This window comes from Candidatus Micrarchaeia archaeon (assembly GCA_041653315.1).
Taxonomy (GTDB): Archaea; Micrarchaeota; Micrarchaeia; order Anstonellales; family JAHKLY01; genus JAHKLY01.
This window is the reverse complement of the sequence record JBAZFO010000008.1, coordinates 1-25,406: the sequence shown is the minus strand read 5'-3', so window position 1 is coordinate 25,406 and position 25,406 is coordinate 1. Positions and strand designations below refer to the sequence as shown.

27 protein-coding genes are annotated in these 25,406 nt (G+C 42.0%); all 27 read left to right on the top strand.

All coding sequences use genetic code 11. From position 1 onward, the window contains the following. The first annotated feature begins 17 nt into the window (after window positions 1-17). Window positions 18-524, top strand: a complete 507-nt coding sequence (locus WC356_02805; protein MFA5382069.1) for a hypothetical protein — start codon at window positions 18-20, stop codon at window positions 522-524. After that, window positions 525-890 (top strand): hypothetical protein, encoded by a 366-nt coding sequence (locus tag WC356_02800; GenBank protein ID MFA5382068.1) that lies wholly within the window; start codon window positions 525-527, stop codon window positions 888-890. Between the two features lie 325 nt (window positions 891-1,215). Then, the gene (locus WC356_02795; protein MFA5382067.1) at window positions 1,216-2,331 is read left to right on the top strand and encodes a hypothetical protein; all 1,116 of its coding nucleotides are present in this window, start codon (window positions 1,216-1,218) and stop codon (window positions 2,329-2,331) included. Between the two features lie 25 nt (window positions 2,332-2,356). Further along, window positions 2,357-2,572, top strand: coding sequence for a hypothetical protein (locus tag WC356_02790; protein ID MFA5382066.1), 216 nt, complete (start codon window positions 2,357-2,359; stop codon window positions 2,570-2,572). A gap of 2 nt (window positions 2,573-2,574) precedes the next feature. Next, window positions 2,575-4,623 carry a hypothetical protein gene (locus tag WC356_02785; protein MFA5382065.1) on the top strand — a complete coding sequence of 683 codons (2,049 nt, stop codon included), beginning with the start codon at window positions 2,575-2,577 and terminating at the stop codon, window positions 4,621-4,623. A gap of 2 nt (window positions 4,624-4,625) precedes the next feature. After that, on the top strand, window positions 4,626-4,763 hold the full coding sequence (locus WC356_02780; protein ID MFA5382064.1) for a hypothetical protein: 138 nt from the start codon (window positions 4,626-4,628) through the stop codon (window positions 4,761-4,763). Continuing rightward, window positions 4,756-4,974: a hypothetical protein gene (locus WC356_02775; GenBank protein MFA5382063.1), complete on the top strand. Its 219-nt coding sequence runs from the start codon at window positions 4,756-4,758 to the stop codon at window positions 4,972-4,974. The genes WC356_02780 and WC356_02775 overlap by 8 nt, the downstream gene beginning before the upstream one ends. Then, on the top strand, window positions 4,971-5,180 hold the full coding sequence (locus tag WC356_02770) for a hypothetical protein (protein ID MFA5382062.1): 210 nt from the start codon (window positions 4,971-4,973) through the stop codon (window positions 5,178-5,180). Before WC356_02775 ends, WC356_02770 begins: the two co-directional genes overlap by 4 nt. Before the next feature lie 334 nt (window positions 5,181-5,514). Further along, a complete protein-coding gene (locus WC356_02765; protein ID MFA5382061.1) occupies window positions 5,515-6,390 on the top strand; it encodes a hypothetical protein in 876 nt (291 codons plus the stop codon). A 21-nt stretch (window positions 6,391-6,411) separates the two neighbouring features. Next, the gene (locus tag WC356_02760) at window positions 6,412-7,335 is read left to right on the top strand and encodes a N4-gp56 family major capsid protein (GenBank protein MFA5382060.1); all 924 of its coding nucleotides are present in this window, start codon (window positions 6,412-6,414) and stop codon (window positions 7,333-7,335) included. Between the two features lie 45 nt (window positions 7,336-7,380). Further along, window positions 7,381-8,004, top strand: a complete 624-nt coding sequence (locus WC356_02755) for a hypothetical protein (GenBank protein MFA5382059.1) — start codon at window positions 7,381-7,383, stop codon at window positions 8,002-8,004. Between the two features lie 52 nt (window positions 8,005-8,056). Next, window positions 8,057-8,686, top strand: coding sequence for a hypothetical protein (locus WC356_02750; GenBank protein ID MFA5382058.1), 630 nt, complete (start codon window positions 8,057-8,059; stop codon window positions 8,684-8,686). A gap of 39 nt (window positions 8,687-8,725) precedes the next feature. Beyond that, window positions 8,726-10,654 (top strand): hypothetical protein, encoded by a 1,929-nt coding sequence (locus WC356_02745; GenBank protein ID MFA5382057.1) that lies wholly within the window; start codon window positions 8,726-8,728, stop codon window positions 10,652-10,654. Between the two features lie 53 nt (window positions 10,655-10,707). Beyond that, the gene (locus WC356_02740) at window positions 10,708-11,745 is read left to right on the top strand and encodes a hypothetical protein (protein MFA5382056.1); all 1,038 of its coding nucleotides are present in this window, start codon (window positions 10,708-10,710) and stop codon (window positions 11,743-11,745) included. A 2-nt stretch (window positions 11,746-11,747) separates the two neighbouring features. Then, window positions 11,748-12,620: a hypothetical protein gene (locus WC356_02735; GenBank protein MFA5382055.1), complete on the top strand. Its 873-nt coding sequence runs from the start codon at window positions 11,748-11,750 to the stop codon at window positions 12,618-12,620. A 19-nt stretch (window positions 12,621-12,639) separates the two neighbouring features. Beyond that, window positions 12,640-14,676, top strand: a complete 2,037-nt coding sequence (locus WC356_02730; GenBank protein MFA5382054.1) for a hypothetical protein — start codon at window positions 12,640-12,642, stop codon at window positions 14,674-14,676. 4 nt (window positions 14,677-14,680) lie between these two features. Further along, window positions 14,681-14,914: a hypothetical protein gene (locus WC356_02725; protein MFA5382053.1), complete on the top strand. Its 234-nt coding sequence runs from the start codon at window positions 14,681-14,683 to the stop codon at window positions 14,912-14,914. Then, a complete protein-coding gene (locus WC356_02720; protein ID MFA5382052.1) occupies window positions 14,914-15,330 on the top strand; it encodes a GNAT family N-acetyltransferase in 417 nt (138 codons plus the stop codon). The genes WC356_02725 and WC356_02720 overlap by 1 nt, the downstream gene beginning before the upstream one ends. Beyond that, window positions 15,330-16,415, top strand: a complete 1,086-nt coding sequence (locus WC356_02715; GenBank protein MFA5382051.1) for a hypothetical protein — start codon at window positions 15,330-15,332, stop codon at window positions 16,413-16,415. Before WC356_02720 ends, WC356_02715 begins: the two co-directional genes overlap by 1 nt. A gap of 9 nt (window positions 16,416-16,424) precedes the next feature. Continuing rightward, a complete protein-coding gene (locus WC356_02710; protein MFA5382050.1) occupies window positions 16,425-16,955 on the top strand; it encodes a hypothetical protein in 531 nt (176 codons plus the stop codon). A 15-nt stretch (window positions 16,956-16,970) separates the two neighbouring features. Then, complete coding sequence (locus WC356_02705) at window positions 16,971-17,747, top strand: hypothetical protein (GenBank protein MFA5382049.1); 777 nt, start codon at window positions 16,971-16,973, stop codon at window positions 17,745-17,747. Then, a complete protein-coding gene (locus WC356_02700) occupies window positions 17,738-22,894 on the top strand; it encodes an LPD38 domain-containing protein (protein ID MFA5382048.1) in 5,157 nt (1,718 codons plus the stop codon). The genes WC356_02705 and WC356_02700 overlap by 10 nt, the downstream gene beginning before the upstream one ends. 36 nt (window positions 22,895-22,930) lie before the next feature. After that, window positions 22,931-23,185, top strand: coding sequence for a hypothetical protein (locus WC356_02695; GenBank protein MFA5382047.1), 255 nt, complete (start codon window positions 22,931-22,933; stop codon window positions 23,183-23,185). Window position 23,186: 1 nt separating this feature from the next. After that, window positions 23,187-23,441 carry a hypothetical protein gene (locus WC356_02690; protein MFA5382046.1) on the top strand — a complete coding sequence of 85 codons (255 nt, stop codon included), beginning with the start codon at window positions 23,187-23,189 and terminating at the stop codon, window positions 23,439-23,441. 495 nt (window positions 23,442-23,936) lie between these two features. Next, complete coding sequence (locus tag WC356_02685) at window positions 23,937-24,134, top strand: helix-turn-helix transcriptional regulator (protein MFA5382045.1); 198 nt, start codon at window positions 23,937-23,939, stop codon at window positions 24,132-24,134. A 38-nt stretch (window positions 24,135-24,172) separates the two neighbouring features. Continuing rightward, window positions 24,173-24,796, top strand: a complete 624-nt coding sequence (locus WC356_02680; GenBank protein MFA5382044.1) for a hypothetical protein — start codon at window positions 24,173-24,175, stop codon at window positions 24,794-24,796. Between the two features lie 381 nt (window positions 24,797-25,177). After that, window positions 25,178-25,406 (top strand): DUF4116 domain-containing protein (locus tag WC356_02675; protein MFA5382043.1); only part of this gene is annotated, 229 nt, incomplete at its 3' end.

The following is a 25,406-nucleotide window of genomic DNA, read 5'->3' as shown; positions in this document are numbered from 1 at the left end:
TTTGAAAGGTTTTTAAAATGAAAAAGGTAATTTTTGCAGCGATAATGGGATTGGCGGGGATATGCTTTGCCGAAACAACTACCGATTACCGCGAAGATAATGGCAGGTTGTTGATTTATTATCATTGTTCATCTGTTGCCCCTGTTGACTTTAATGACTCAAACACTGTCTCTACTGCCAAGAAGATTTACTCTAATTTTTCTGGTGAAATTTTAGATGTCCTTATTGACCCAAACGGCACGGACGCAGATTCGCAGATTATTATTTATGCAGACCTGAAAGAACTTGGCGAGACGCAGATTAAAAAACTGTATCCGGTGAAGGTTTTTTCAATAGTAGCAACGGCTGTTACCGGAACTGCCATTGAGACAGGGTTTTATTTTGGGGTAGCTACGGTTAATGACCCAGATAGCAATGTATTCGGCGGTTTTTCGCTCGCTGGTTGCGATTTGTATATTGGTCGTCAAAATATGGCGACTTTAATGGACGACATTAAAGTTTATGTCAACGCCAGAGTAAAATAAATGGCAAAAACAGGTAGAAAAAGCAAGGTTGCAAAAATATCAGCAAAAGATGTTCAAAAGATGGCATCTTTTGGTTGCACTATGCAGAATATCGCTGATTTTTACAATGTAGATAAATCTCAAATTTCGCGGAGTTTTGCAACGGCTTATAGGGCGGGTATTGAAAGTTGCAAATTAACCTTGCGAAAATGGCAAATGAAAGCCGCGAGCAAAGGTAGCGTTGATATGCTCAAATGGCTCGGCAAGCAGATGTTGGAACAGAAAGAGCCAAAACAGGATTATAATGTTTCAGGAACATTAACCCTTGCTCAAGCTGTTTCTGATTTAATGGGTAACAATAACAAAGATGCAGACGACGATAAATAAAAAGGATTTAGCAAATCTCTACGCTAAGGGCAAACAAGAGCCTGATTGGTTCTGGTCAAAGGTTCTCGATGTTGATCCTGACCATATTTGGGATAAAATGCGAGATATAGGTTATTCAGTGAGGGATAACGAAAAAACGGTTGTCCCTGCTGGACACGGCGTTAGTAAGACGTTTTCAGCGGCAAGAATAGCCTTGCAGTTTCTTTATTGTCATTGCCCTTCGACAGTGATAACCACCGCTCCAAGTGGTACACAGGTTGAAGATTTGCTTTGGCGGGAGATACACGCAGCACACGCAGGAGCAAAGATTAGGCTTGGTGGCAAAATGACCACAGTACAACTTGATTTGCAAGAAGAAACAGGCCGGAAGTGGTTTGCTACTGGCTTTAGCACACGAGCCGACACTGTAACTGCCGAGGCTACTAAAATGCAGGGTTATCATAATGAACATCTTTTGCTGATATTTGATGAGGCGGCGGGCATATTACCGGAGATATGGCGGGCGGGCGAGCATATTGGAGCGCCTTTTAAACGATGGCTTGCTGTAGGTAATGCAACCAGCGGGACAGGAGAGTTTCCAGAGGCTATAAACAGCGGACTTTGGAATGTTATTCAAGTGTCAGTAACGGATACCCCCAATTTCATACAAGGAAAAACCGTTATTCCTGGCGTTTATGGTGTTGAATATGAGCGAGAAATAAGAACTAAATATGGTATTGATTCTGATGAATACAATGTCAGGATTAAGGGTGGCGTTAGCCGTAAGAGGGCGTTAGGTTCTTACTATGGAGTAATAATTGACAAACTCAAACAATCAGGCAGAATCGGCATTGTCGAACACAATCCGCATTACAGCACTCACATAGTCCTTGATACCGGCTACACAACTGCTATTTGGTTTTTCCAATCCATAGGTACTGATATACACTTTATTCGATACTATGAGGATTCAGGTGTTGGAATTGACGGCTATGCTCGGTTGTTTGATGAGTTTAGGGTCAAATACGGCTATCACTACGCAGGGATTTATGTACCTTGCGATATGGATTCTAATGCTACAAGGATAATTACTGGCCAGACCACACTTGAAACGCTACGCAATCTCAATTATATGGCTACGCCTCTGCCAAAAGAGCATAAAGTTATTGAGGGAATTTATAGAACAAGCAAATTCCTAACCCGATGTCGGTTTGATAAAGAAAACTGCGGGATAGGCATTGACCGTCTATCTTCTTATCACGAGCGGGTTAATAAGCGATTATCCACAGATACAAACCCTGTATTTACAGGTGAGCCGGAAAAAGACGGCAATGACCATCCGGCAGACGCTATGCGATACGCCTCAATGACTTGCGAAAAAGGATTTTTAAAATCACAGGCTAATTCAGGCTTATCTCTTGAAAAAATTAAGCAGTTACAAGAATCACACGGATACAACTAAGTAAAAATTTAGAAAGGGCTTTAAGATGGCAAAAAGTGAAGTATGTGCAGATTGTAGTTTTTTTGAGTTATCTAACGGCAAGAGTAAAATCGCAGGAAACTGTCATAAGCCTGTTAAGCCAAGCTATCCCCGCTCTATGAACGCAACGGATAACGCTTGTCAGTTTTTCAGCAAAAAGGCATCTGTGTCAACAAAAGCAAAAGCAAAAGCAGCTAACGGCGAAGACAAAAAGGCAGAATAATAATGTCCGATTTCAACGACCTAAAGCAAGATAAATCAGACGCTTATGAGTGGATGGAGGAGGGGTGGCAGCCGTTCCTTTCGTCTGCTCTGTATGATACCGAGCGTTTTTTGGGTTGTGTTGATTCCGTTGATGAAGAGCGGGCAAGAAAACAAGGCAGGTCTTATCTGCCTATGAACAAAATCAAGAGGCAGATAAACTTTATAAGCGGCCACGAAATAAAAAATAGGCACATCTTAAAAATCGGTGCGCAAGGCCGAGAAGATGATAAACCTTGCCAACAGCATACTGGTATTGTGATGCAGCTTATGTCTTGCAATGGCGGGTATGACTGTATGTCAGATGCTTTTAAATTTGGCAGTCTTGTTAGCGGCTCAAATTTGATGGAAATATGGAAAGACCGTAACGGCGATTTAAAGTTTGGGCGCAGGGGTTTTAACTCATTTCTGCTTGCCCCAGACTTCAAAGAGGGCGATTTAAGCGATTGTTCGAGTATTATCACGGGTAATTGGCTTAGGCCGTCTAAAATCAAGATGTTACTGCCGAAAGATGCGGATAAGATTGATAAAATTGATATTAAATCTCAATCGTCTTTCCGATGGCAGTATCTTAACCCACCAATTCTAAAGAATGACGACCGGCGACTGTACGAGGAATGGTGGCAAAAAGAAACAAAGACTCGACAAATGCTGATAAGCAATGCCACTGGCCAAGAGGAAGAATATAACACTTTTATCAAGAACAGGGCGGGCGGAAACAAACAACTTGTCGAACGGCTGATAGCCGAAACACGACTACCGACAGGCAGGCCGGCGGTAGAGAAATATAACAAATCTTACGATGAAGTTACGTTGTCTATTTTTGTTGACGATGAGCCGGTATGGACTGGTTCTAATCCGTTGGGAATTGACGAATACCCATTTGTTTGGCTTCACGGCGATTTTACGCCAGAGATAGACCGGCCAGAGTTAAAATTGCAGAGTTTTGCGAGGATATTGCGGGAATCGTCTTTGCTGAACGACCGGCGTATGAATCAAGCTATGGACATTATCGAAACGCAGATAATGTCCGGTCGTATATTCCGTGATAAATACCTCAAGAACCCGGAAGATGCTTATAAGAGCGGTCAGGGTGTATTTTTGCACGTTTCGGACGATGCCCCTGAAAGTATGCCAATAGAGCAGATATTCCAACAGATAAAAGGCGGCGATGTATCTGCCAGTTTCTTTAATATAATGGAGATTATAGAGAAAAACGAGGACACAATAGGCGGTCTTAATTCTGATGCTTTAGGGCAGAATGATGATTCCAATATGCCTGGTATTTTGTCAATGTTTAGGACAGGTCAGGCATTAACAGGCCAACAAGGCACGTTCAATTCGTTTAGACAGGCGAAACGGCAGTTAGGTGTTAAACTCGTTAAGGCGATTCAGGTTAATTATCCACCTCAAAAAATACAGCGTTTAATAGGCGAAATACCAGCTCCTACATTTTACGAGTCTGATTTTAGCAAATACGATTGTTCGCCGGTCGAGGGCGTGCTTACTGAAACGCAGCAGAATTTGTTCTATCTTGAACTTAAAGAGTTAAGGGAGCGATTCCCAGATGCGGCGCAGGTTATACCTATCTCCGCTTTAATTGAAGCAAGTCCGATGCAGTTTAAAGACCGGCTAATGCAGATGATTAAGCAGAGCGAGCAGAAAACACAACAGGCTCAACAGTTAGCTATGGCCGCCCAGCAGAAACAGGACAAGCTCATAGAGGCACAGACCATAGCCACAATCAATAAGTCGCAGGCCGAGGCTTCACGCTCGCAAGCTGAATTGGCCAGAACAGAAGAAAACAAAGTCGATGCTGAACTGGCCAGAATGAAAATGGCTACTGAAATAAGCAAGACCGCCCAACAGCCCAAACTTGAGATTATGGACAGGCTCATAAAACTTGAAGAACTCCAACAAAAACAGCAACGACTGATTATTGATATGCGGAAAACAAGGAATGATGCCCGTAATAACCGCAGTAAAAACCTAAGAAATAGGAGAATAAAATGAGTATGTATGACGAAGAAATAAAATACAGTGAAAAGCATAAATGTATTCCCAATGAGGTTGGCGATTTCGATTTAATTTGTCCCGATGTTGGCAAAGTTCAGTTTGTTCCTATGTTACAGAGAGGGGTAAGCTATGAGTAAAAAATCTAATGAAGTAAAATTAGAAGAGTTTGAGCAAAGAGTATCAAAAATAGAAAGGCAGATTAGGTGTGTTCATAACTTTAGAAGAATCACGGTTGACCCTACTTACGAAAGTTATGAGTGTTCAGAATGCAATATAATAATGACTATTCGGACACAAAAACTTGTTGATATTGGCGATAACTTTAAAAAAAGGTATGACATAAAATGACTTTATGGCAAAGAATTGATGATATCTTAGGTAGATTTGCGTTTTGGCGACATTCTAAAGGCAGAACCCTAACAAAGAAACAGTTGAAAGGCCATATTGACTTTGCGTTGAAAGACGCTGCGAAACTGTATAAATGTCGTGTTGACGAACTGGAATATAAGGTTAATAAAAACCAACAAATTCATATCAGAAAGAAAAAGATATGACCGCCGAACAGACTAAGCAACTTGTTGAAATAGGAAAGCTCATAAGGGCGTTATTTCCTGATATGTATGGCAATGTATATTTCAGATTTAATCTGAATCCTGATAAGAAAGTAATCAATATGAACTATGGCTTTGAACAGTCAACAATAATAGCAGGGAGCATAACCAGTAAGTCTTAAAAAAACTAAATAAGTACCAGAGGCAACCTTAAAAAATAGACCCTCGTTTTAATCGTGAATGTTCACGGTTAGCGGGGGTTTTTTATTTTACCAACCTTTAAAAAAGGGATAGGCGCAAGTTATCGAGAGTCGCCTACTCGAAAGGAAACAATGTTATGGAAAATTTAGAAACAGAACAAACAGGCGCAAATACCGAAGAACTTGCAAATCAACAGCAGGATGCCGGTATTGCTGATGTCGCCGGTCAGCAGGCTCAAGCAGAGCAGGGCGAAATAATAGATGCTCAAGTCGCCAGTGAGCAAAAGCAGGACGAAGTACCGTTGCATTTACAACCTCGTTTTCAGGAAGTCATAACCCAAAAAAACGAAGCTATTGCAAAGGCGCAGGCAGAAGCAGAGGCAAGGACAAGGGCAGAGCAAACCGTTATGTTGTTACAGCAACAGATTCTTGCCGGTCAACAGATGGCCGCACAGGGACAGCAGAATGCGGCACAACAACAGCCGCAACAGATGCAGGGTTACTATCAAAAACTTGGTCTTGAACCGGGCGACCCTGTAACGGCAGAGCAGATGCAGCAAATCAACGCAATGCAGCAACAGGATTTTATGATTGCGATGCAGACGCAGATGTTCCTTGCTCGAAACCCCGATTTTAACGACCTCGTAGGTCGGGCGAATCCAGTAACACGCAACATCGAAGTATCAGAACCGTTAAAAAAAGTAATTCAGAATAACCCAGAACTTAAAGGTCTTGAGATTTTGGCCTTGCAAAATCCGGCTATGGCTCAAGTCGCATACCAACTTGCCAAAATGCAGAAAGAAAATGATGAACTCCGTACATCTTCGGGCGCAAATGATGAGTTTATCAAACAGCAGAAGATTAGAGAAAAGACGGGGGTTGTTTCTTCTCAAGCGGCAGGCGGTGGTACAGGCTCAAGCATAGAAAACCAGATAGCAGGTCTCGACCCTAACGACCCTAAAATCGACCAATTAGCGGCTCGAATGAGGTCTGGGGAGTTCGACAGACAATAAAAGCTATGAAAGGAATTTAATATGGCAACAACTACAAAAAACGTGAACACGACTACCAGATATGACCATCCGGTTAATGTAGTGTTTCAGAAACAGTGTCTCAAAACTTTAAAGCCGAAACTGCTTTACGCTATACTCGCGGAAAAAGTAGGAATGCCGAAAAACGCAGGTGAGGTTGTTAAGTGGAGACGGCTTGCGAAGTTTGGCGCACAGACAACGCCGCTTAATGAGATAGGCGAACCGACCCCGTTACTCGGCTCAAAGACCGATATATCGGCATCCGTAAAGCCTTACGGTGCTGTTGTTGTTCGGTCTAAATGGCTGAATATGACAGGACTGGGACAGGAACAACAGATGACCGTTGATGAGCTTATTGATGCAAGAGACCTTACGGTCGATACGCTTAGCAAAGACGTGCTTGCCGGTGCGGCTTCTTCTACGACCTGCTCGCACGGAACAGGGACAGCAACATTCCTTAATGCAGAGGATATTGACGCTGTTGTTCAGGCTCTTTTGAATGAAGATTGCGAACCGCCTTATCCTATTCTCAAAGCAGGTAGGGGCGTAGGAACTACTCCGATTGAGCAGGCTTTCCCTGTAATCGCAAACGTCAAATGCTGGACGAAACTTAAAGCGGTATCGGGTTTTGTGCCGGTCGCAAGTTATCCTGCACAGACGAATCTTCTGCCTGGCGAAGTTGGCTCTATCGGTATGACTCGATGGTGTTTGACTTCTAATGGATATTATGACGGCAGTACATACTACTATGCTACGGTTTTGTCTCGCGGTGCTTATGGCAATGTCGAGATAGACGGCAGCAAAGAGCCGATTATCCGCAAGGAGATAGGCGTTATCAATCCAGTTCAGCATATCGGCTGGTATATGACGCACGTTTCTAAGATTCTCGATGAAATCAGACTTCACAACTTGAAATTCACCATCTAATTTTTAACAACAAAACAAAACTGAAAAAATGAAAGGAAAATACAAATGAATCAAATAAAAACAGGAAAATTGACAGGCGATAACGGCCTTGTGTACCTGCCTCTCGGTTTTATACCGAACTATTTCAAGATGATTTACAGGGGTGCATCGTCCACGAACGCGGTTGTTTATGAGTGGTTTAAACAGTTCGGCGAACTGGCTACAATAATTGACGGTTGGTCGTTCACTGATGGCGTTGATGCCGAAATAGCATCGGCCAGTGGTATAGCCGCTTATGACAGTGCTGCGCAAGCTCCGACAATTACCAGTTGGACACAGGCGGTAGGCTCTGCCGCGACAGCAAGGTCTGTAACGGCACACGGAACTTATGTTAGACCGAGTTCAACATCAAATACCGACAGGAGTGCTATTTTTGAATGTGTTACGGACGGCACATCTGCGGCAACCGAGCCGACTTGGCCAGCCGGTATAGGCGAACAGGTAACAGATGGTTCTACTGTTTGGGAAAGAGTCAATGTTCCCGAAACAAGAGTAGGTTATCAGGGCGTAAGAATTGCCGCAACAATGGTTGCTGATGGTTATGAGGCGTATTTTATAGCCATTGAATCCGATGAAGATGTCGATTTTGGCGATGTTGACGGCTGGGTTGGCGGAGTATGCGGCGCATAAATCGTAAGGTATGAAAAACTAATCTAAAAAATAGAAATTTAAGGAATTGAATATGAACGTGTTAGAACTAAAGAAAATGAACAATGAGGAACTTAACGATTTAGCGGTAAAGCTAAAAGTTGAAGTTCCAAAAAACGTAAAGCGTAACGAACTTGAAAACCTTGTCGAAACCGCCGCGATTAGGCACGAAATCGAGCTTGACGCAAAAGTAAGGGCAGAGTTGAAAGTTAAGGCAGAACAAACCCTGAAAGACGCAGGTGTAACGACAACCAAAAAGGATTTTTCTTCCCCCGAATCAAAAGCGATTGAGGCTTCTAAAAAGGTTTATGCCTTATTTAGAAATATCGCTAATCCGGGCGCAACAGAGAAAATCAACAAAGGCTGTCTGCACACTTTCACGCTTTACGATGGCAGGGTTCATATTCTCCCAATATGGCTTGTCGACAATCTGCGCAAAACTATTGCCGGCACAGAGCCGCAATACGAAACAACTCCTCACCCTGTAAGCGGTGAGCCTGTCTCTCGTAGAACTGGAGTGTCCAGAAAATACATCTTTGAAGTTTTGAATGACGCGGAAGTACCTAAAGATGCTCAATTTGGCGTTGTTCTCGACAAGGCGATTCTTGATAAGCTCGGCATTGTCGGCAATCAGATTTTAGCTGAAGCCGAATTACAAGTTTAAAAGAAAAAAACTAATCAAAGTTCGTGAAAGGAACTAACTATGAAAAACACAATGAAAGCTGTTTTTATGGTTGTATTTCTGTTGGCGTTTGTGTCAATGGGATTGGCCGAGAAACAGGAACTAAACTTTAAGAATATCAGTAACACAAAAGGACTTTTGAGGGTACTTACTGACAGGTTTGATACTTACGATACTGATATAGCAAATCTCCAGTCGAGCGGCAATCTCGGAACTGGCAATGTATTCTATGTCGATAGCGGCAAGTCAAACGCCGCGACAGTTGACGGTAAAACTCCAACAGAGGCATTGCCTACTCTTGACGCTGCGGTTGCAAAGTGTACTGCAAACAACGGAGATATAATCTACGTTATGCAGGGACATACGGAAGATTTATCCGGTGCTGACGGAGTGGATTTAGATGTTGCAGGGATTACTGTTATTGGTCTTGGCAAAGGCACAGATAAACCGGAGTTTGTTTATACAAACGCTGCCGGGGAATTTGTTATCGGTGCGGCAAACGTAACTATCAGTAATTTACGATTTGTCCCATCAGTTACAGGTATTGCACACGCTATTGATGTCGAAAACGCAGGTGATTTTGCAACGATAGTGAACTGCGAATTTGCCGATGGCGAAGCGGCTGCGACCGATGAATTTCTTGATGGTATTGCTGTCGGAACTACTGCAACGGATTGTACTATTGCAAATTGTACTTACTATTGTACTGGCGCACCCGCAAATTTTATCAATCTTGAAGCGGCGACTATTGTAAATCCAACCTGTTACGGCAATATAATTTACGGCACATTTAGCGAAGCTGGTATCTGGGCTGGTACAGCAGTGCCTACAAACTGCTATATCGGCTTCAATACGGTTACAAACCTGTCAACAGGCCAGTATGCTATTGAGTTTGGCGGTGCAGCTACCGGCGTTTGTGAGAAGAATTCGATGTACACAGATACGATTGCTACCACGTTAGACCCTGGCTCAATGTCTTGCATTGAAAATTACGGTATCAACACTGTAGATTTAAGTGCAATCAGAATACCAGCTTTACCTGCTATTGGAACTGTAACGGCTGGCTCTGCCGATGATATTCTGAAAAAGATGTATTACGGCTCTGATGGCACAGGTGCTTATCCAGCCACGCTTGTCAATGATTCTGCCCTTGCTATGATTATGTGCAATGGTGCAACGGCCACACCCTCAACATTTAACAATACAACAATGTCATTACAGGCTCTAAATGTTGACCTTGATAGTCTGTTGCACGATGCGGTCGATATTGACGCAAATTTGGTAGTAATCAATGCCGATACAGACGCTATTCAGCACGACCTTGTTGACGTTGACGCAAATATCATTTCAATACAACACGATTTGGTAGATGTGGATTCAAACATTGCTGTTATTCAGGAAGATTTATCTGACTTTGATGCTAATTTAACGGCAGTTCTTGTTGATACGGCTGCAATGGATACGGCTTCTGAAATGCAGGCGCTTACTGGTACTGGCACTATGGAAAAGTCTATATCCAAAACAGTATCTACGATAGCTAATGGCGCAAATAACCTTTTTGCCGTTACTGGCGGGCCGATAAAGATTACGGAAATTGTTGCTTATGTAACAACTACGGCTATTGCAAGCGAAAGTTGTACTATTAGCTACAATATCGACCCGACCACACCGGCGACCGATACGGCTTTTGGTATCACTGCGCCCGGTCTTGAAATCAACGCCGATGCGGTTGGTACACTTTATACTTGGGATGGTGTTCTTGCTACTGACTTAACAGAGGTAACGAACGGCGTTGCTCTGGCGATGGGAACAGATGTGTCTTATGGGCTTATCGTTCCTATTGGAATGGTTGAACTAACTGCTGTTCACGATGGAACTTGTGCTGGAGAATTAACGGTTTATATGAGATATATTCCGCTTAGTGCTTCTTCTGTTGTAACTGCTCAATAATTTTAAATTGATAAGGGGTGGGTTAATCCTCACCCCTTGTTTTGAGGGTGATTATGGCTGATGAATTTACACATAATTTAGGCGAAATAAGAACACGATTTAGAACACATATTGGCAAATCGTCAACGTCTGAAATTACGTCTGCGACTTGTAATAAGTGGATAAATGACGCTTACAGAAATCATCTGCCGGAAATTCTCAAACTTGATAAATTTAAAAGTTGGCATACACAGGCACTATCGGCAACCGACAATGGCAAGTACGCAATTCTGCAAACTGAACTTGATTTTACAAGACCTGTTTTTCTGAATGGCGAGGAAATAATCTTTGAGGGTGATACCGAAAAATTCTTTACTGATTATCCCGAAGATGGCAATGAACAATACATAACCGCGCCCACGCTTGCGATAGGTTCATCAGATACGAAGAAAATTAAACACAGTACATTTTCTTATCTCATTGGCGGGTATTCATATTCCAAAACGACAAGTGAGGTATCTTTCAGCGGTTTAAGTACAATCCCGCAAAACAAGTACGGTGCTTTTGCTTTAAAAATAAATTCGGCAGGAACGATAACAATATCGCAAGCAAGCGGCAATGCGACCGGATATGCTACGCCTGCTCTTGCTATTGAGGGTTTAAATGCCGCCGATTCCGATTCTGCTTTTATGGGGTTCGTAACTGTTATCAGTACGGATTCGGGCGGATTTATTCCAGGCACAACGGCATTAGACAATGCGGCTATTACGGATACTTACACAGACGGCGACCCCGATAACAGGGGAACTCCTGAAACGGTTGCGATATTTGAGGATTATATTTACGTTAGGCCGAGAGCAAACGATACATACCAGTTGAAATGTCCGGTACTCGGCAGGCCGGACGCTTTGAGTAGCGATTCCGATACTCCCCTTGATATTAAATGGGGTGCGTTAATAGCCGCACTTGCGGCGTTATTATACTTAACAGAGGAAGAAAAAGACACCGAAAGAGCTAATGATGTTTCGGGAATTGTTGACTATCACGTCAGGTCTATAAACCAGAAAAAATATCTGCAAATGAAGAACAGACAGATTGAAAGGAATTATTAAAAATGACTGCTTGGAATAAAGATTTGCCTGCTGCCGGAGTAGCGGCAAAAACGATTGACGATACGATAAGAGATAACAATGGTGCTTTAGAAACCGCGATAGACAATGAACACGATTTTACGACAGGCGGAACGCAGACGGGCATTCACGCTCAAGGCTCGGCTCGATGTTTCTTTCAGTCAACCGCGCCAGCGACACGATTAGACGGCGTTACGGCTTTTACTTCTGCCGATTTAGGTTCTGTATGGATTGATTCTGACGACAATAAAATCTATATCCTAACTGCAACAGCACCAACTTGGACAAATATATCTGTTGAACAATTCGCTACGTTTCTTGCCGCAGCGAGAGTATTCGGAAGTACGCTTGGCGTTACAGGTGATTTTGCGGTAAATACAGATAAGTTCAATGTTGCCGCTTCGACTGGAGATACGCTTGTTGCAGGCACACTTGGCGTTACCGGAATAGCGACATTGGCCGATGGTTCTAAAAATGCCACTTCTGCCGCGCCCGATGCTGACGCAGAGCTTACCAATAAAAAATATGTCGATGACCAGATAGGTGCAATAGTTCCGCAAATCAAAGCCTACGCAGTTTTTAATTCCGATGGTGCATTTTTGGGTTCACATCCGGGCGTATCGAGCGTAACCCATACGGCCACGGGCAGATGGAAAGTCAATCTGTCGCCATCAATGGCTGATGTAAATTATTGTATTGTAGTTTCTGGCATAGGAACAGTAACGGCAACAGGTGCATACGCCACGATTGATTATGCGGAATCTGTGGCAGTTGGCAGTTTTGGGGTAAGAGGTGTAAATGGCGCAAATGCAGATATAAATTTAACAAGTATTCACGTTGTTGTGGTGGAGTACTAATTATTCCAATAGGAAACAAATGAATTTTACCCCATACCCTATTTTAGATTGGAAGTTTGGCAAAGTCTCACAGAGAGACGCTTGGTTGCTCCCTAAAGACGCTTTTACGGAATTAACCAACTGTCATATAAAAAGAGGTGTTCTTGAAAAACGCAAGGGGTATGAAGAATTTGGCAGATTAGTAAAAACCAGTACAACCGCAGGGACGGATACAAACCCCGCATTAGCGGTTATGGGATTACTTACATACAATAATGGTGCAAGTGAATATCTATTGGCTTGCGATACAAAGAGAATCAATAAATGGGATACCGTAACATCGGCATTTGTTGACTTGACAAGGCATAAGGTTCACGTTAAACACGGCGGGGTGCAAAATCATACACCGCTTGCAAATGATGTTGTGGGTTGCCTTAATACTATTACGCATTTTGCAGACGCTGGCAGTGGGAAGGTTACTGTAACAACATCAATTGCTCACGGATTAGAAAATGGGACTACTGTTTATATTACAGGAACGACAAATTACAATGGAACTTTTGTTGTATCAGAAAAAGCGGCTACGACATTTAAAATAGTCGATACTTGGGTCGCCGATGATGCTACTGGAACGGCAGAAATAATCGCTACGATAGAATCTGTTGTTTTAGACCACGGCGCGTGGTTATCTGGCAATGCCGATGGTACAATAATTTTTAAAAACGTTACTGCTACAAATGCTTTCCGTAATGGTGCAACACTCGTTGACCACACTAATCACGCAGAGATTTTCGGCGTTGCTGATGGCGCGTCAAGTGATGATGAATTTACCGGAGACGATACGAACTTTTTCAGAATCACAAACTGGTATGACATAGCATACATCACAAATAGCGTTGACCAGATATGCAAATATGACGGTACATCTTTAAGTAAATTACAGATAGATTTAGACGTTGACGGCGGTGCGGATAACGATATTACAAGATGCCTCTTAATAGTCGTTTATCACGGACGATTGATAATTTTCGATACCACAGAAAGAGGAACGAGATACCGCAAACGCGCCCGATGGTGTCAGGCAAATAATCCTCAAATATGGCCTGATGAAAACTATCTCGATAACGATAAAACAAACGACTATATCGTTTCGGCAGGTTTTATTGGCGAGGATTTGTATGTAAGATTTAGTAATTCATTATGGCGATATACCTACACCGGCGATGCAGACCTGCCTTTCCAATGGGATTTAATTGCGCAGGGCGGGTGTTACGCGATAGATTCTATGGTTACTTATCAGGTGCAGGGACAAGACAGGCTTTTGAATGTCAACGGTACTTCACTTATAGAAACCGATGGCAGAAGTTCTTATGATATTAACATTGTAATTCCTGATGAGGTTGTTGGTTGGAATTTGACTTATATTAGCTATTCTAACGCCATAAACATAGAGGCAGATAAACAGATTTTTATTTCCTATGTTTCACAGGCAGGAACGAAACCGGACAGAGTTTTGGTTTATAATTACGAAAATCAATCTTTTGCGATTTACGAATTACCGGCTCACTGTTTCGGCAAAAGCAAATTATCCAGTGATTTAATTCTCGACAATATAGAAACCACACTTGACGATATTGATTATTCTTTTGACGATGAATCAAATCAGGCGGGCTATCCGACAATTCTTATGGGTTGCACGACCGGATATGTTTATAAATTAAATTCAAGTAGTGCCGATAACGGAACTGATATTGAGTTTATCGCCAAAAGCGGGCAGTGGAATCCTTTTATCGAGGAAAACAGTAAGGCGTATTTGGGCAAACTTTGTTTTCTTGTTGACAGAGACGATGATGTTACTTTTGACGTTCAGTTTTTCAAAGACGGTTCTACGGAGATAATCAAAACGGCATCTATAACCTGTGATGGTACGTCTCTTAATGAAGATAAGGTTTTAAAAACAGTTTATTTTGGCGAACAGGCCAGATTTCATAGTATCAAAATAACAAACGATAATTCAGTCAGGCCGAGAATACATTCGATAATTCCGTATTTCGCAAAGGGGGCGAAGATTTACTAAAAAAATGGAACTCATAAAAGAAAAAGAACTGTTCCCTAAAATTAAAACCGGAGAGACGATGCCTGTCTATATTGACAGGAGATTGACGGACTTGGAAAAAATTATAGAAAATCAAAACAGGCGGATTAACTGGCTTCTTAAAAGAATAAATAAAGGCGATGCGATTACAGATACCTTTGCGGCGGCGGGCGGCGAAACCGTGTCGGTAGAAAACGGAATTGTAATAGGCGTAGTTTAATGAAAATAATAAATGTCAATGAGATTAAGTTTAAGCAATCCATTTTGGACTTGTTGAAACAAATGCCTAACAAGTTTGAAAATTCTTCACAAGAAGAACTCTCATTATGGCTCGATACAAACCTCGGCAATGTTGATTTTGGTTGCTGGATTGCAATGGATTTATCGCCGGTTGGTTTGATTGTTTGCAGAGTGGTTAATCCTCAAAATGTATTTGTGTCTTTTTGGTATGTCTCAAAACAGATAGACGGCATAGATGTTGCCGGAAAACTTTTAAAAAGTGTTGAGGAATGGTCAAAGTCAAAAGGCATTCATAAATTGATTGGTGAAACAGTAAGACTTCAAAACACTAAAGCATTTCTAAGAAAATACAATATCAAAGTAGATAAAATTCTTATCTCAAAGGAGATATTATAATGGGAAATATCGGCGGTAGCAGTGGCGGCAGTGGTTTAGGTGGATTGACTGGTATTTTGGGCGGCGGCGGTACTGCTGGCAGCGGCGGCGGTTCTACCAGTACGGATATAATACAGGCTACAACATTAACACCTGGCCAAAGGTCTTTACTTGACCAAATGACTACGCTTTTGGGTGAACAGTTTGGCAAGGGTATGCCTGCCTACTCCGGCCAGACGGTTGCGCCGCTTTCCAATCTTCAACAACAGGGCATAGATTTCTATGGCGGTATGATACCGACCGCGCAACAGGGCGCGAATATCTTCAGCAAAGCATTGCAGGGTTATGATGCAAATGCAGGCCAAAACTATCTCAATCAAGCCAATCCGGCATTAAACTCAATGCTTGCTGATTATAACCCTGCTTCTGATAAGGAATACTGGCAATCTGCTTTTGTAAATCCCGCTATGCAGAATTACCAGAGAAATATAATGCCCCAACTTCTCGAAAAGTATGCCGGTCAGGGTGCGGGCAGCAGCGGTGCGATGAACAGAGCTATTGCGAACAGCGGTGTTGATTTGTCAACAAATATGAACGCCCAACTTGCAAACTTGATGTATCAGGGTAGGAATGCGCAATTAGGCCGACAACAAACCGGAATAAATCAGGCTATGAATATGGCACAGATGCCCGGCCAATTAGCTCAACAGGCCGGACAGATAGGTGCTATGGGTATGGATACGATGGGGCAAGCAATGAATGCCGGTGCGTTGCAACAGCAAAACACTCAACAGAACTTAACAGCGGAACAACAGAAGTGGTTGCAAAGTCAGGCTTACAATAATCCGTGGTTGAATACTATGGGCTTGGCTCTTGGCACTCCGGCCTTTGAAAATGTGGCAAATGTTCAACAATCCGCGCCATCGGCAAGTTCATCATTTATGCCATTACTCGGTTCGTTTATGGGTTCTGGAATGGGACAAGATATGATGGGTGGACTTTTTAGCGGTTTAATGGGCGGCGGAATGGGTGGTGATACATTTGGCGGTGCAGCCTCTATGATGGGTGGATTTGGTGCAAGTGGTATGGGAACAATGTTTGCTTAAAAGGTTAATATGATAATAAACTATCAAAATTCCGGTAATCAAAGTAGCGGCGGCGGTGGTGGACTGTTGGGCGGACTGTTCGGCGGCGGCGGACAATCGGGCGGCATAGGCGGTCTTTTAAATCCCCTGGGAATGCTTTCTAATCCGATGGGTATGGTAAATATGCCTCTCGGTATGATAAATAATCTCGGTTTAATGGGCGGTTTAAATGGTCAACCCGGCGCAATTGAGGGTTTGTTTAACGAAGATGTACCCCAAACTGGAATAAATGGCCTCTTAGGTTTTTTTGGGCTTAATGGAATACTCCCCAAAGGTATGATTGCAACCGGCAGAGATGGCTTGCCGATAGCCGGTCAAATTGCCGGTAGTATGTTTCTTCCGATGTTTGGCGGCGTAGCCGGTAAGGCAGCGGGAACTATGGCATCTTCGATGTTGCTCGGTAATAAAGGAACTACCGGAGAGGGATATTGGCAAAGTAGGGGGTATCCGGCAAATAATACAAATAATCGTGGTTTGTTAAGTGGTTTTTTAGGTAGATAATTTTAAGGATAAGTTATGCAGACGATATATCAAATTGAAGCGGACAAATACGCCCCTTACGCTCAAATGCTCAATAATATGATGCAGGGTTACGAGCGAAGTTATCAGGAAAAACGCCAAAGAAATATGGGCAACGCCGATTTGCAGGCAATGAATCAGTATCTTATGCAACGTGGAATATCTCCTGCAAATATGCAATTAAACCCTATGCTTTCCGCGAGTGGTTCGGGTAGTATTTTTGCTAATCCGCAGATGAATCAGGGTCAGAATCCTCAACAAATGGGTGGTCAGTTACCGCAGTTCCAAACGCCGGGTGGTATGGAAATGGCTCAAAAAATGTTGCAACAGCAAATGATGTCTCCGCTCGAACAGGCACAGGCCGAATACACAAAACGCAGATTGCAAAATGGTAATCAGGAATTTAGCGATGCGCCGTGGTATATGAATGATAAATACAAAAACACGCCAGAAGCTAAAATAGCATCAGGACAGAAATCAAGAGCTTATGGCGCAAGAATGAGAATTGTAAAAGGCGCGGATGGTTATTATGGTATCGACCCGACAACTGGCGAACAGACAAAACTTGAAATACCTATCGGCGACAATACGGCTACTGATTTTGATAATTTTTTAAATCAACAACAAAATGGCGGGGCGGACGCAAATTCTATACAATCAACCGGAGAGCCTAAATCTCTTGAAGAATTTTACGCAAACACAGAAACCCTTAAAACCAAAAATGTAAAAAAAGCCAAAGAGTATTATAATAAATGGGCTAAAAAATGGCAATAAAGTCATTTGAAGAAATAGGTACAAATTCTCAATCTCAACAAGTCAAGCCTTTTGATGAAATTGGCAAGCCTGCCGTTAAATCGTTTGACGACATCGGACAGTCCCCGAAGCAGGAAGAACGGTCAATAACCTCTCCTTTTATTCAAGAGCCGAACTTTGCACAGTTAGAGCGGTTTGGAATGGGGACGAAACCGCAAATTGTACAACAGAACATACAACAGGCCGCACAGGTTGAACAAGAGGCACGCCGTCCTGTGGAATACGCAAAAGACGTAATTGCCGGAATGAAACCTTACGAACGAAATTTACTAAGGGCTTCAACGGCTTTTGACTTTTTCGATAAAATGAATCAGTTAAGCAAGCGAGGTCTTGTTGAGCCGTCTTTTATCGCTTTTATGAAAGGGAGCGATGATGCAAAAAAAGGCTTATATTCGACTTTCAGACAAGCTCTTTCAGAATATGATACCGAGCAAAAACTACCAATAGGCGAAAGACTTACCGGCGTTGCCTCTACCGTAAGCCGAGTTGGTGCGGAATTTGCCGCATTGCCAGGCAAAAGGTATTTAGCCCCTCTATTTGCGGGTCATTCTGCATTAACAAATATCGGAAGCGATAAAACTGCTGGAGAAATCGGGAAAGAGGCTTTAACTTCTGCTATGACTGGACAGGCATTGCATTTTGCAGGTGCGGCTTTCGAGCCGTGGATACCAAAATCATTAGCCGGAAAAACGGCCAAAGAGATAGCAAGAATTGGAACTATTACCAGTGGCTTTGCAGGCTTAACGGCATTAGAGGGTGGCACAAAGAAAGATATTGAGGACACCGTACTAACCATTTTGGGATTTGAATTATCCGGTGCGATTTTGAGAACGCCGGATTTGTTCTTTAGACCTAAATACAGAGAACAGATAATCAAGGCCGGTGATGCCATAAAAAACAAACACCCTGAATTAAAAGACGTACCGCCTGAATCACTTGTGCAGTTCGGCTTGAAAATGGCACAGATACCGAAAACCGGCCAGATTGAAACCGCCGAGGGCAATATCGGATATGAGAAATTATCTCCTAAAGAGGCTTGGGCGCAAGTAGCAGAAAACGCTAAAAACCTGAAAGACATTGCCCAAAAGACTTGGGAAGAACATACCGCCAAAGACTTCAAAAATGAGCCGGTGCAGATGGACACAGCAGAGGGTAGTTTTGGTGTTCCACAGGCTAAATACAGAGAGCCTGTTGCAAAAACCCCCGAATCTGCTACACTTCCCTCAATGGCAGAAAAACAGGCTGCCCGCGATAACATAGAGCCATCTAAACAACAGCCAAGCGGGAATGATGGAATAATTGAAAAACAAGACGATGTATTTAACGCTGTCAGTCGAATACTCCGTGAACGATTCCCTGCGCCTAACCGTTCCGCTAAAAGTGAAGCTCATTATTTCGACAATGGAGAAGTGAGAATAAGATTAGCCGAACACCCAGTAGTTCATTCTGAATCCGAATCAGATGTAGTAATTGGAATAGGCAAGAACGCGGGTCTTGATTCTGATTTGATTTTTGACGCTGGGAAGCATACCGAATCTGAAATACGTTCAGCAATAAATACTGCCATAGAAAAAGCTGTTATTAAAAAAACTGTCAGTGAATTTGATTTATGGGGCGAGCCATTAGATGATAAACAGTTAGTCTTAATCAAAAAATATCCCGAATTACTTTCACAGAAAATTATCGCAGAATATCCCGACTTAAAAGAGCCTGCTATGTCCCCTCAAGACACAGCCGAAGCGGGAAAGGGGAAAATAACAGAACGTACAGATAAATTAGATGGAATAGAAAAATCATATTGGGACGGAAATAATTCAAAACTGACGATTTATTATGATGAAAAAATTCCTCTTGAAACAATTAGAACAAGAGTAGCAAAAGCATTAACGGACGCGAGGTTGCAAGATTCCGTACAAAATATAACATATCTATCGACAGAAAAAGGAACTTTTAACCCGCCCGCCCCCGAAAGCGGGGGCGCGAAAACTACTCTTGAAACTGAAACGGCAAAAGCATTAGAGATTGCTCGTAAAAACGCCAGAGAATTTCTTGCCCCGACAGAATTAAAACAAACTCGCTTTGTTTCCGATGAAGCCGCCGCCGCAGCTAAAAAGAGATTATTCGGCAAAGGTTTACGAAGCGGTCTTGACCCCCGCGATTTTTCAGATGCTTTAATTATCGGCGCATACCACTTTGAAAACGGTGTTAGAGATTTTGCGAAATGGTCTAAACTTGTTACGGAATACGCCGGTGATTGGATTAAGCCTCACCTTACAAAAATATGGGACGAAGTAAAACTGCAATATAATAAGCCGGAAGTGAAAGCGGCGATAATGTCGCCGGAGGATTTAAAATCTTTTGACGCTGAAAAATATGCTGAACAGCAAACGGCTAAACAAAATACCGCAAGACAATCAGAATCTTTGGGTATTATCGGAAATGCAAGCAAACTATATAAAGAGGCAAAGTCAAAACTTGTGGACTTTGCTTCGCCGATTGAAGACACTTTGAGAATTGCACAGAAAAAAGGCGGTTATGAAGTATTGCCGGAAAACCATATTACAAATCAAATCGATAAAGTATTAGATACGGTTACGCCTGCAAGTCAATTTGCCAAAGATAATGGGTTGGTTGAGGTTATTAGACGAACAGATAATCTTGGTAATCTCGACCAATATATGATTGCCAAACAAGCCCGTGATGTCGAGGCGTTAGGAATAAAAACCGGCAGAGATTTATTAAAAGACGCTTTGTTGATAAAACAATTCGCACCGAGATATGAGGAACAGGCAAAAGCAATAAATCAGTATTCCCAAAAACTTTTGGATTATTCTATTGATTCTGGTTTAATCAGCAAAGACATTTCGGATATGCTTAAAAAACGATACCCGAATTATGTACCATTGAATAGGGTTTTTAATGAACTTGAAAAAGGCGGACAATTCAATTCAAAGGCGGTCGCTTCGCTTTCAAAACAAACCGTAGTGCAAAAACTTGAAGGCTCTGAAAGAGAAATTGAAAGTCCGGTCGCTTCGTTACTTGCGAAAACCGCAGACGCTTTCAAGCAAGGCGAAAAAAATAAAGCAGCCAGAATATTGGCAGGTTATAAAGACTTGCCCGATAATCCTTATGGATTGAGAGAATTAAAAAAGGGCGAATCAGCACAACACACAATCTCATTTTTAGACAATGGCGTTAAAAGAACTTTTGAGACCACACCCGAAATAGCCAACGCCGCAAAAAGCCTCAATGTCCAGCAACTTGGTACAGTTCTTCGTATTGTTAGCACGCCTGTCAGGGTTGCTAAATTAGGTATCACCGGAGTAAATCTACCCTTTCTTGCGGCCAACGTAGCCAAAGACCAAGTTACGGGTATAATAAATGGCGATATTTCACTTCGTAATTCAATAGCAAATCCATTTGTATTTACACAAGTATTATTCGAGACTTTTGGACACGGTAAAATATATAACGAGATGATGAGAAATTCCGCACTATCAACATCTTTTGATATTGCAAGAAATCCAAATCCTTTAACGGTTAAAAGAATAAGAGCAGGGAAAAATATACAAAGTAAGATACTTTACACAGTAACGCGGCCTCACGAACTACTAAGGGCAGCAGAGAACATAGTTAATAAGGGCGAGGAGTTTTCGCGAATACAAAATTATGTTAGCAAAAAAAGACAATCTTTACAACGAGGACGAACTGAATCTGATACTCAAATTTTAGCGTCAAGAGCGGCAAGAGAAAATACTGTCAATTTCCGCAGAGGCGGGGAATGGAAACAAGTACTTAATGCCACTCTTCTTTACTTGCCAGCCAGTATTCAGGGTTCAAGAACTTTCGTGAGAAATTTATCGCAAAGACCAATACAGACAGCCGCAAAAGTGGCTTTAGTTGTTTTTGCTCCTGTCGCAATTACAACGGCGTGGAATCTGATAGACGATAAACGGCGTAAGGCTTATGAGGATATTGCTGAATGGGAAAAAGAGAATAACATTATCATCATTCCGCCGAATCCAGTTAAGGGCAAAGACGGCAAATGGAATGTAATTAAAATTCCATTATCGCAGGAAATAAACAACATAGCGTCAATGGCAAGACGACCTATTGAACAGATGTATGGTCTATCGCCTGTCTCTGTTAATGATGTCGCTAAGGCATTGATAGGAACGGTATCTCCAATAAATCCAACAAAGGGCAGTGTTATCTCAACGCTTACCCCGCAGATTATCAAACCGACACTTGAAGCGTATGCTAATAAAAATTTCTTCACCGGCTCAAAGCAAGTACCAAGAAGCTTAGAAAATGCGCCGGTTGATATGCAGGTTAAGCCTTATACTTCTGGAACTGCCAGAAAAATAGGGGCAGGTCTTAATGTTTCGCCTATAAAGGTAGAAGAATTTATCAAAGGAACTTTGGGCGGCGTAGGCTCGCAGGCTCTTAATGCCAGCGATAAAACATTAGCTAAGTTAGGCGTAATTCTACCAGAACAAATTGGCGGTCAGGACACACTCCAAGCAATAGCAGCCAGATTTTCTAAGGCCAGAGGTTCTTATCCCGATTCAGAACGTAAAGTAATCCAAGACTATTTTGCTAATCAGATTTCCGGCAAAAATTGGGACGAACTCGGCCAAGACGCTCAACAGTATTTGATAAAGAAAAATCCTGCAATAACAGAGGCCGAACAAAAAGCAAAATTTGAACGCTCACAAAGAGGTGGTAGTTTTGAACTCAAACCAGACCCGCTAAAACTGAACGATAAAACAAAGGAAGTACTCAAGAAAAATTTAATACCAACTCCGCAGGTGTCTCGCAGTATCGGAAAAGACTGGTATTTGAACGATGAAAGGTATAAAGAATATCAAGACGGTTCTGCGAAGTTTATTGATTACCAGATAACCAAACTCATAAACGGCCAGATGAAATTTAAAAATAAAGACGGCTTCGACATAACTTTTAACTGGCAAAAAGCCTCTGTCAAACAGAGAAGAAATGCCATCGAGAAAACCATACAAGACGCAAAAGAAGATGTACGAAATTATATGATTAAAAAATATAACCAAAAAGACCTCGCGGAATTGAAACAACGAAAAATAGGATAAATTCACAGCCAAACTAACTTTGATAAGGAATAACAAATGAACGGACAAAACGGCAGGGACGGCAGAAACGGCCAAAATGGCACAAATGGAATAAGTGTTGATTTGCAAAAATGTGGTCGGCACGATTCCGATATTACTAATTTACAGGAATCAGACAAGAGACAATGGGATTTAATACAAAAGATTCAAAACCGTTTGCCTGTCTGGGCTACGTTTGTCTTTGGTATTTTAACGTTAATAATTGGTTGGTTATTAGCGTCTGGTTTTCATCGAATAATGAAAGGTAACTAATATGGAAAAGTTGCAATGGCTCTTGGACAACTGGGAAAAAATCAGCGTAATAATCACTTTTGCAATTACCAGTTTTATTACTCTGGCATCGGCAATCGTCAAACTACTGCCTACGCTTAGGCAGGACAATCCAATACTGCCTACGGTTAAAGTGTTGAGTAAAATCGCTATGAATCGCAATAAAGACGACAATACAGAGCGGGACAAAATAACTGCCATTGACGAAATCAAAGACCTGAACAATCCGAAAGCATAATAGTTTTCTTCATCCTCCTCCGACGGCGGGCGGTTTATTGCGAACAGTAGGCCGCCTGTTCGTTTTCTCCCGACAAAGAATAAAAATCAGGGGTTAAGACCGCCAATCCTAACCCCTGTGCGTATCCATACAACTTATCAAATATCAAAATTAGCCCACAAATTTGTGGACATTCGGGATTATTCGGCTAAAAATGCGACTTTCAAAGACCCTTAATCCATTCCAGCGTAATAAGTTTATTCACGTTTCATTCACAAACAATCTCATTAAAGGTACGGCAACAAAGCCAGAACAGCAATGCTAATAAAGTTCGGTTATGTGAAGCCCAAAAACAAAGGTCTTAAATAAAATAAATTCTGGACTAAATTAAAATCAATTCATAAGCCCTTGTTTTCCTTGTGGTTGTATAACTGTGCCGTAATTCTTTAAAAAATTATCCTTGACTTGTAATTTTATAGCAGGTAATTTGCCGATATACTTTTTGGAGTGATAAAAATGAGCTTAGGAACAAATATAAAAGTAACCAGAATAAAACAAAACATATCGCAAGGTGATTTAGCAAAAACTATCGGAATCAGCCAGAATCACCTTTGTCTAATCGAGGGCGATAACGGAACGCCGAGTTTGGCTACTTTGCAGAAAATTGCCGATAGTCTGAAAACTACTGTATCGGAATTGACAAAAATAGAATAGCTCTTTGCAATTATATTTTTTAAACGGAGAATTGAAAAATGTGTAAGGGTGTTTCAAGTGTATTTACGGAACAGGACGTTTATTGGCTCGAAGATTCTAATAGCCACACTGTTATTAAAAAAGCTTTCAACCTCAACGATAACCATAAGAGCGACTTAAAAGAATTACTTATAGTCGAAGCGATTCCAGTGGGCGAATCCTTTTTGTCCCAAAAAGAAACAGACTGGAAGATTATCTTTGAAAATAAACCTGTTTGGTTTAATGAACACAGAGAAACGCAGAGGGTTTTTGACTGGTTGTTTAATACGGCTTTGGCAACATACAAAAGATTAGGAATTATTAAGAGTCTTGATTTGTCGTCATTGGATTATAAAAAAATGCCCGATTTCGGCGGTCTAATAATTACGGAACTGGACTGCTCCAATAATCAACTGACTTCTCTTGACGCGCCAAATGCTACGGAACTGCGATGCTACAATAATCAACTGACTTCTCTTGACGCGCCAAATGCTACGAAACTGGACTGCTCCAATAATCAACTGACTTCTCTTGACGCGCCAAATGCTACGGTACTGTACTGCTCCAATAATCAACTGACTTCTCTTGACGCGCCAAATGCTACGGTACTGTACTGCTCCAATAATCCCAATCTAAAAAGATAATAGCTTATGTCGAAAAGAATTTATCTATCGCAGATTTGCAAACAGCACGGAATCAAGTCCGACACGGTGAGAAAATGGATTTACAATCGTGGATTTATGCGAGGTCTTTTAAGCAAACTTGGAAACAGATACATAGCCCGCGCCGATGATTTTCGGCGTGAATTAAGAAATATGGAACGTGTCGCTCTTTAGTTTTTTTGCTCCTTGAAATAATTTTGTAACTTCTTCTCAAAACGGGGCGGTCGTTATCTGGTGAATAGCGACCCCCGAAAATAAAACGCTTATCCACTTAGGTGTTTAGCACAGCGGCGGGAGTGGCTTTAAAGGCCGCCCGCCAGCAATTATAAACTTAAAATTAAAAACTTAGAAAGGATTAAGAAAATGACTTTGCAAGAATTTTTAAAAAAAGTCGGCGGAAAAGAGGGCGATATTATTGCGTACGCTTCTGAAAAAGAAGCCCTTAGAGCTGTTGAAAGCGACGGCGACGCTCTCCGGTACGTCAAAGAACAGACAGAGGCCGTTTGCCTTAGAGCTGTTGAAAGAAACGGCGACGCTCTCCAGTACGTCAAAGAACAGACAGAGGCCGTTTGCCTTAAAGCTGTTGAAAGAA

What these genes read in the sequence shown, in the direction of transcription:
- WC356_02785 (MFA5382065.1), top strand. Translation starts at nt 2,575, where the DNA reads ATGTCCGATTTCAACGACCTAAAGCAAGATAAATCAGACGCTTATGAG.
- WC356_02715 (MFA5382051.1), top strand. Translation starts at nt 15,330, where the DNA reads ATGGGAAATATCGGCGGTAGCAGTGGCGGCAGTGGTTTAGGTGGATTG.
- WC356_02780 (MFA5382064.1), top strand. Translation starts at nt 4,626, where the DNA reads ATGTATGACGAAGAAATAAAATACAGTGAAAAGCATAAATGTATTCCC.
- WC356_02685 (MFA5382045.1), top strand. Translation starts at nt 23,937, where the DNA reads ATGAGCTTAGGAACAAATATAAAAGTAACCAGAATAAAACAAAACATA.
- WC356_02690 (MFA5382046.1), top strand. Translation starts at nt 23,187, where the DNA reads ATGGAAAAGTTGCAATGGCTCTTGGACAACTGGGAAAAAATCAGCGTA.
- WC356_02740 (MFA5382056.1), top strand. Translation starts at nt 10,708, where the DNA reads ATGGCTGATGAATTTACACATAATTTAGGCGAAATAAGAACACGATTT.
- WC356_02710 (MFA5382050.1), top strand. Translation starts at nt 16,425, where the DNA reads ATGATAATAAACTATCAAAATTCCGGTAATCAAAGTAGCGGCGGCGGT.
- WC356_02720 (MFA5382052.1), top strand. Translation starts at nt 14,914, where the DNA reads ATGAAAATAATAAATGTCAATGAGATTAAGTTTAAGCAATCCATTTTG.
- WC356_02750 (MFA5382058.1), top strand. Translation starts at nt 8,057, where the DNA reads ATGAACGTGTTAGAACTAAAGAAAATGAACAATGAGGAACTTAACGAT.
- WC356_02705 (MFA5382049.1), top strand. Translation starts at nt 16,971, where the DNA reads ATGCAGACGATATATCAAATTGAAGCGGACAAATACGCCCCTTACGCT.
- WC356_02730 (MFA5382054.1), top strand. Translation starts at nt 12,640, where the DNA reads ATGAATTTTACCCCATACCCTATTTTAGATTGGAAGTTTGGCAAAGTC.
- WC356_02800 (MFA5382068.1), top strand. Translation starts at nt 525, where the DNA reads ATGGCAAAAACAGGTAGAAAAAGCAAGGTTGCAAAAATATCAGCAAAA.
- WC356_02805 (MFA5382069.1), top strand. Translation starts at nt 18, where the DNA reads ATGAAAAAGGTAATTTTTGCAGCGATAATGGGATTGGCGGGGATATGC.
- WC356_02770 (MFA5382062.1), top strand. Translation starts at nt 4,971, where the DNA reads ATGACTTTATGGCAAAGAATTGATGATATCTTAGGTAGATTTGCGTTT.
- WC356_02735 (MFA5382055.1), top strand. Translation starts at nt 11,748, where the DNA reads ATGACTGCTTGGAATAAAGATTTGCCTGCTGCCGGAGTAGCGGCAAAA.
- WC356_02755 (MFA5382059.1), top strand. Translation starts at nt 7,381, where the DNA reads ATGAATCAAATAAAAACAGGAAAATTGACAGGCGATAACGGCCTTGTG.
- WC356_02790 (MFA5382066.1), top strand. Translation starts at nt 2,357, where the DNA reads ATGGCAAAAAGTGAAGTATGTGCAGATTGTAGTTTTTTTGAGTTATCT.
- WC356_02745 (MFA5382057.1), top strand. Translation starts at nt 8,726, where the DNA reads ATGAAAAACACAATGAAAGCTGTTTTTATGGTTGTATTTCTGTTGGCG.
- WC356_02725 (MFA5382053.1), top strand. Translation starts at nt 14,681, where the DNA reads ATGGAACTCATAAAAGAAAAAGAACTGTTCCCTAAAATTAAAACCGGA.
- WC356_02795 (MFA5382067.1), top strand. Translation starts at nt 1,216, where the DNA reads ATGACCACAGTACAACTTGATTTGCAAGAAGAAACAGGCCGGAAGTGG.
- WC356_02700 (MFA5382048.1), top strand. Translation starts at nt 17,738, where the DNA reads ATGGCAATAAAGTCATTTGAAGAAATAGGTACAAATTCTCAATCTCAA.
- WC356_02695 (MFA5382047.1), top strand. Translation starts at nt 22,931, where the DNA reads ATGAACGGACAAAACGGCAGGGACGGCAGAAACGGCCAAAATGGCACA.
- WC356_02680 (MFA5382044.1), top strand. Translation starts at nt 24,173, where the DNA reads ATGTGTAAGGGTGTTTCAAGTGTATTTACGGAACAGGACGTTTATTGG.
- WC356_02765 (MFA5382061.1), top strand. Translation starts at nt 5,515, where the DNA reads ATGGAAAATTTAGAAACAGAACAAACAGGCGCAAATACCGAAGAACTT.
- WC356_02760 (MFA5382060.1), top strand. Translation starts at nt 6,412, where the DNA reads ATGGCAACAACTACAAAAAACGTGAACACGACTACCAGATATGACCAT.
- WC356_02775 (MFA5382063.1), top strand. Translation starts at nt 4,756, where the DNA reads ATGAGTAAAAAATCTAATGAAGTAAAATTAGAAGAGTTTGAGCAAAGA.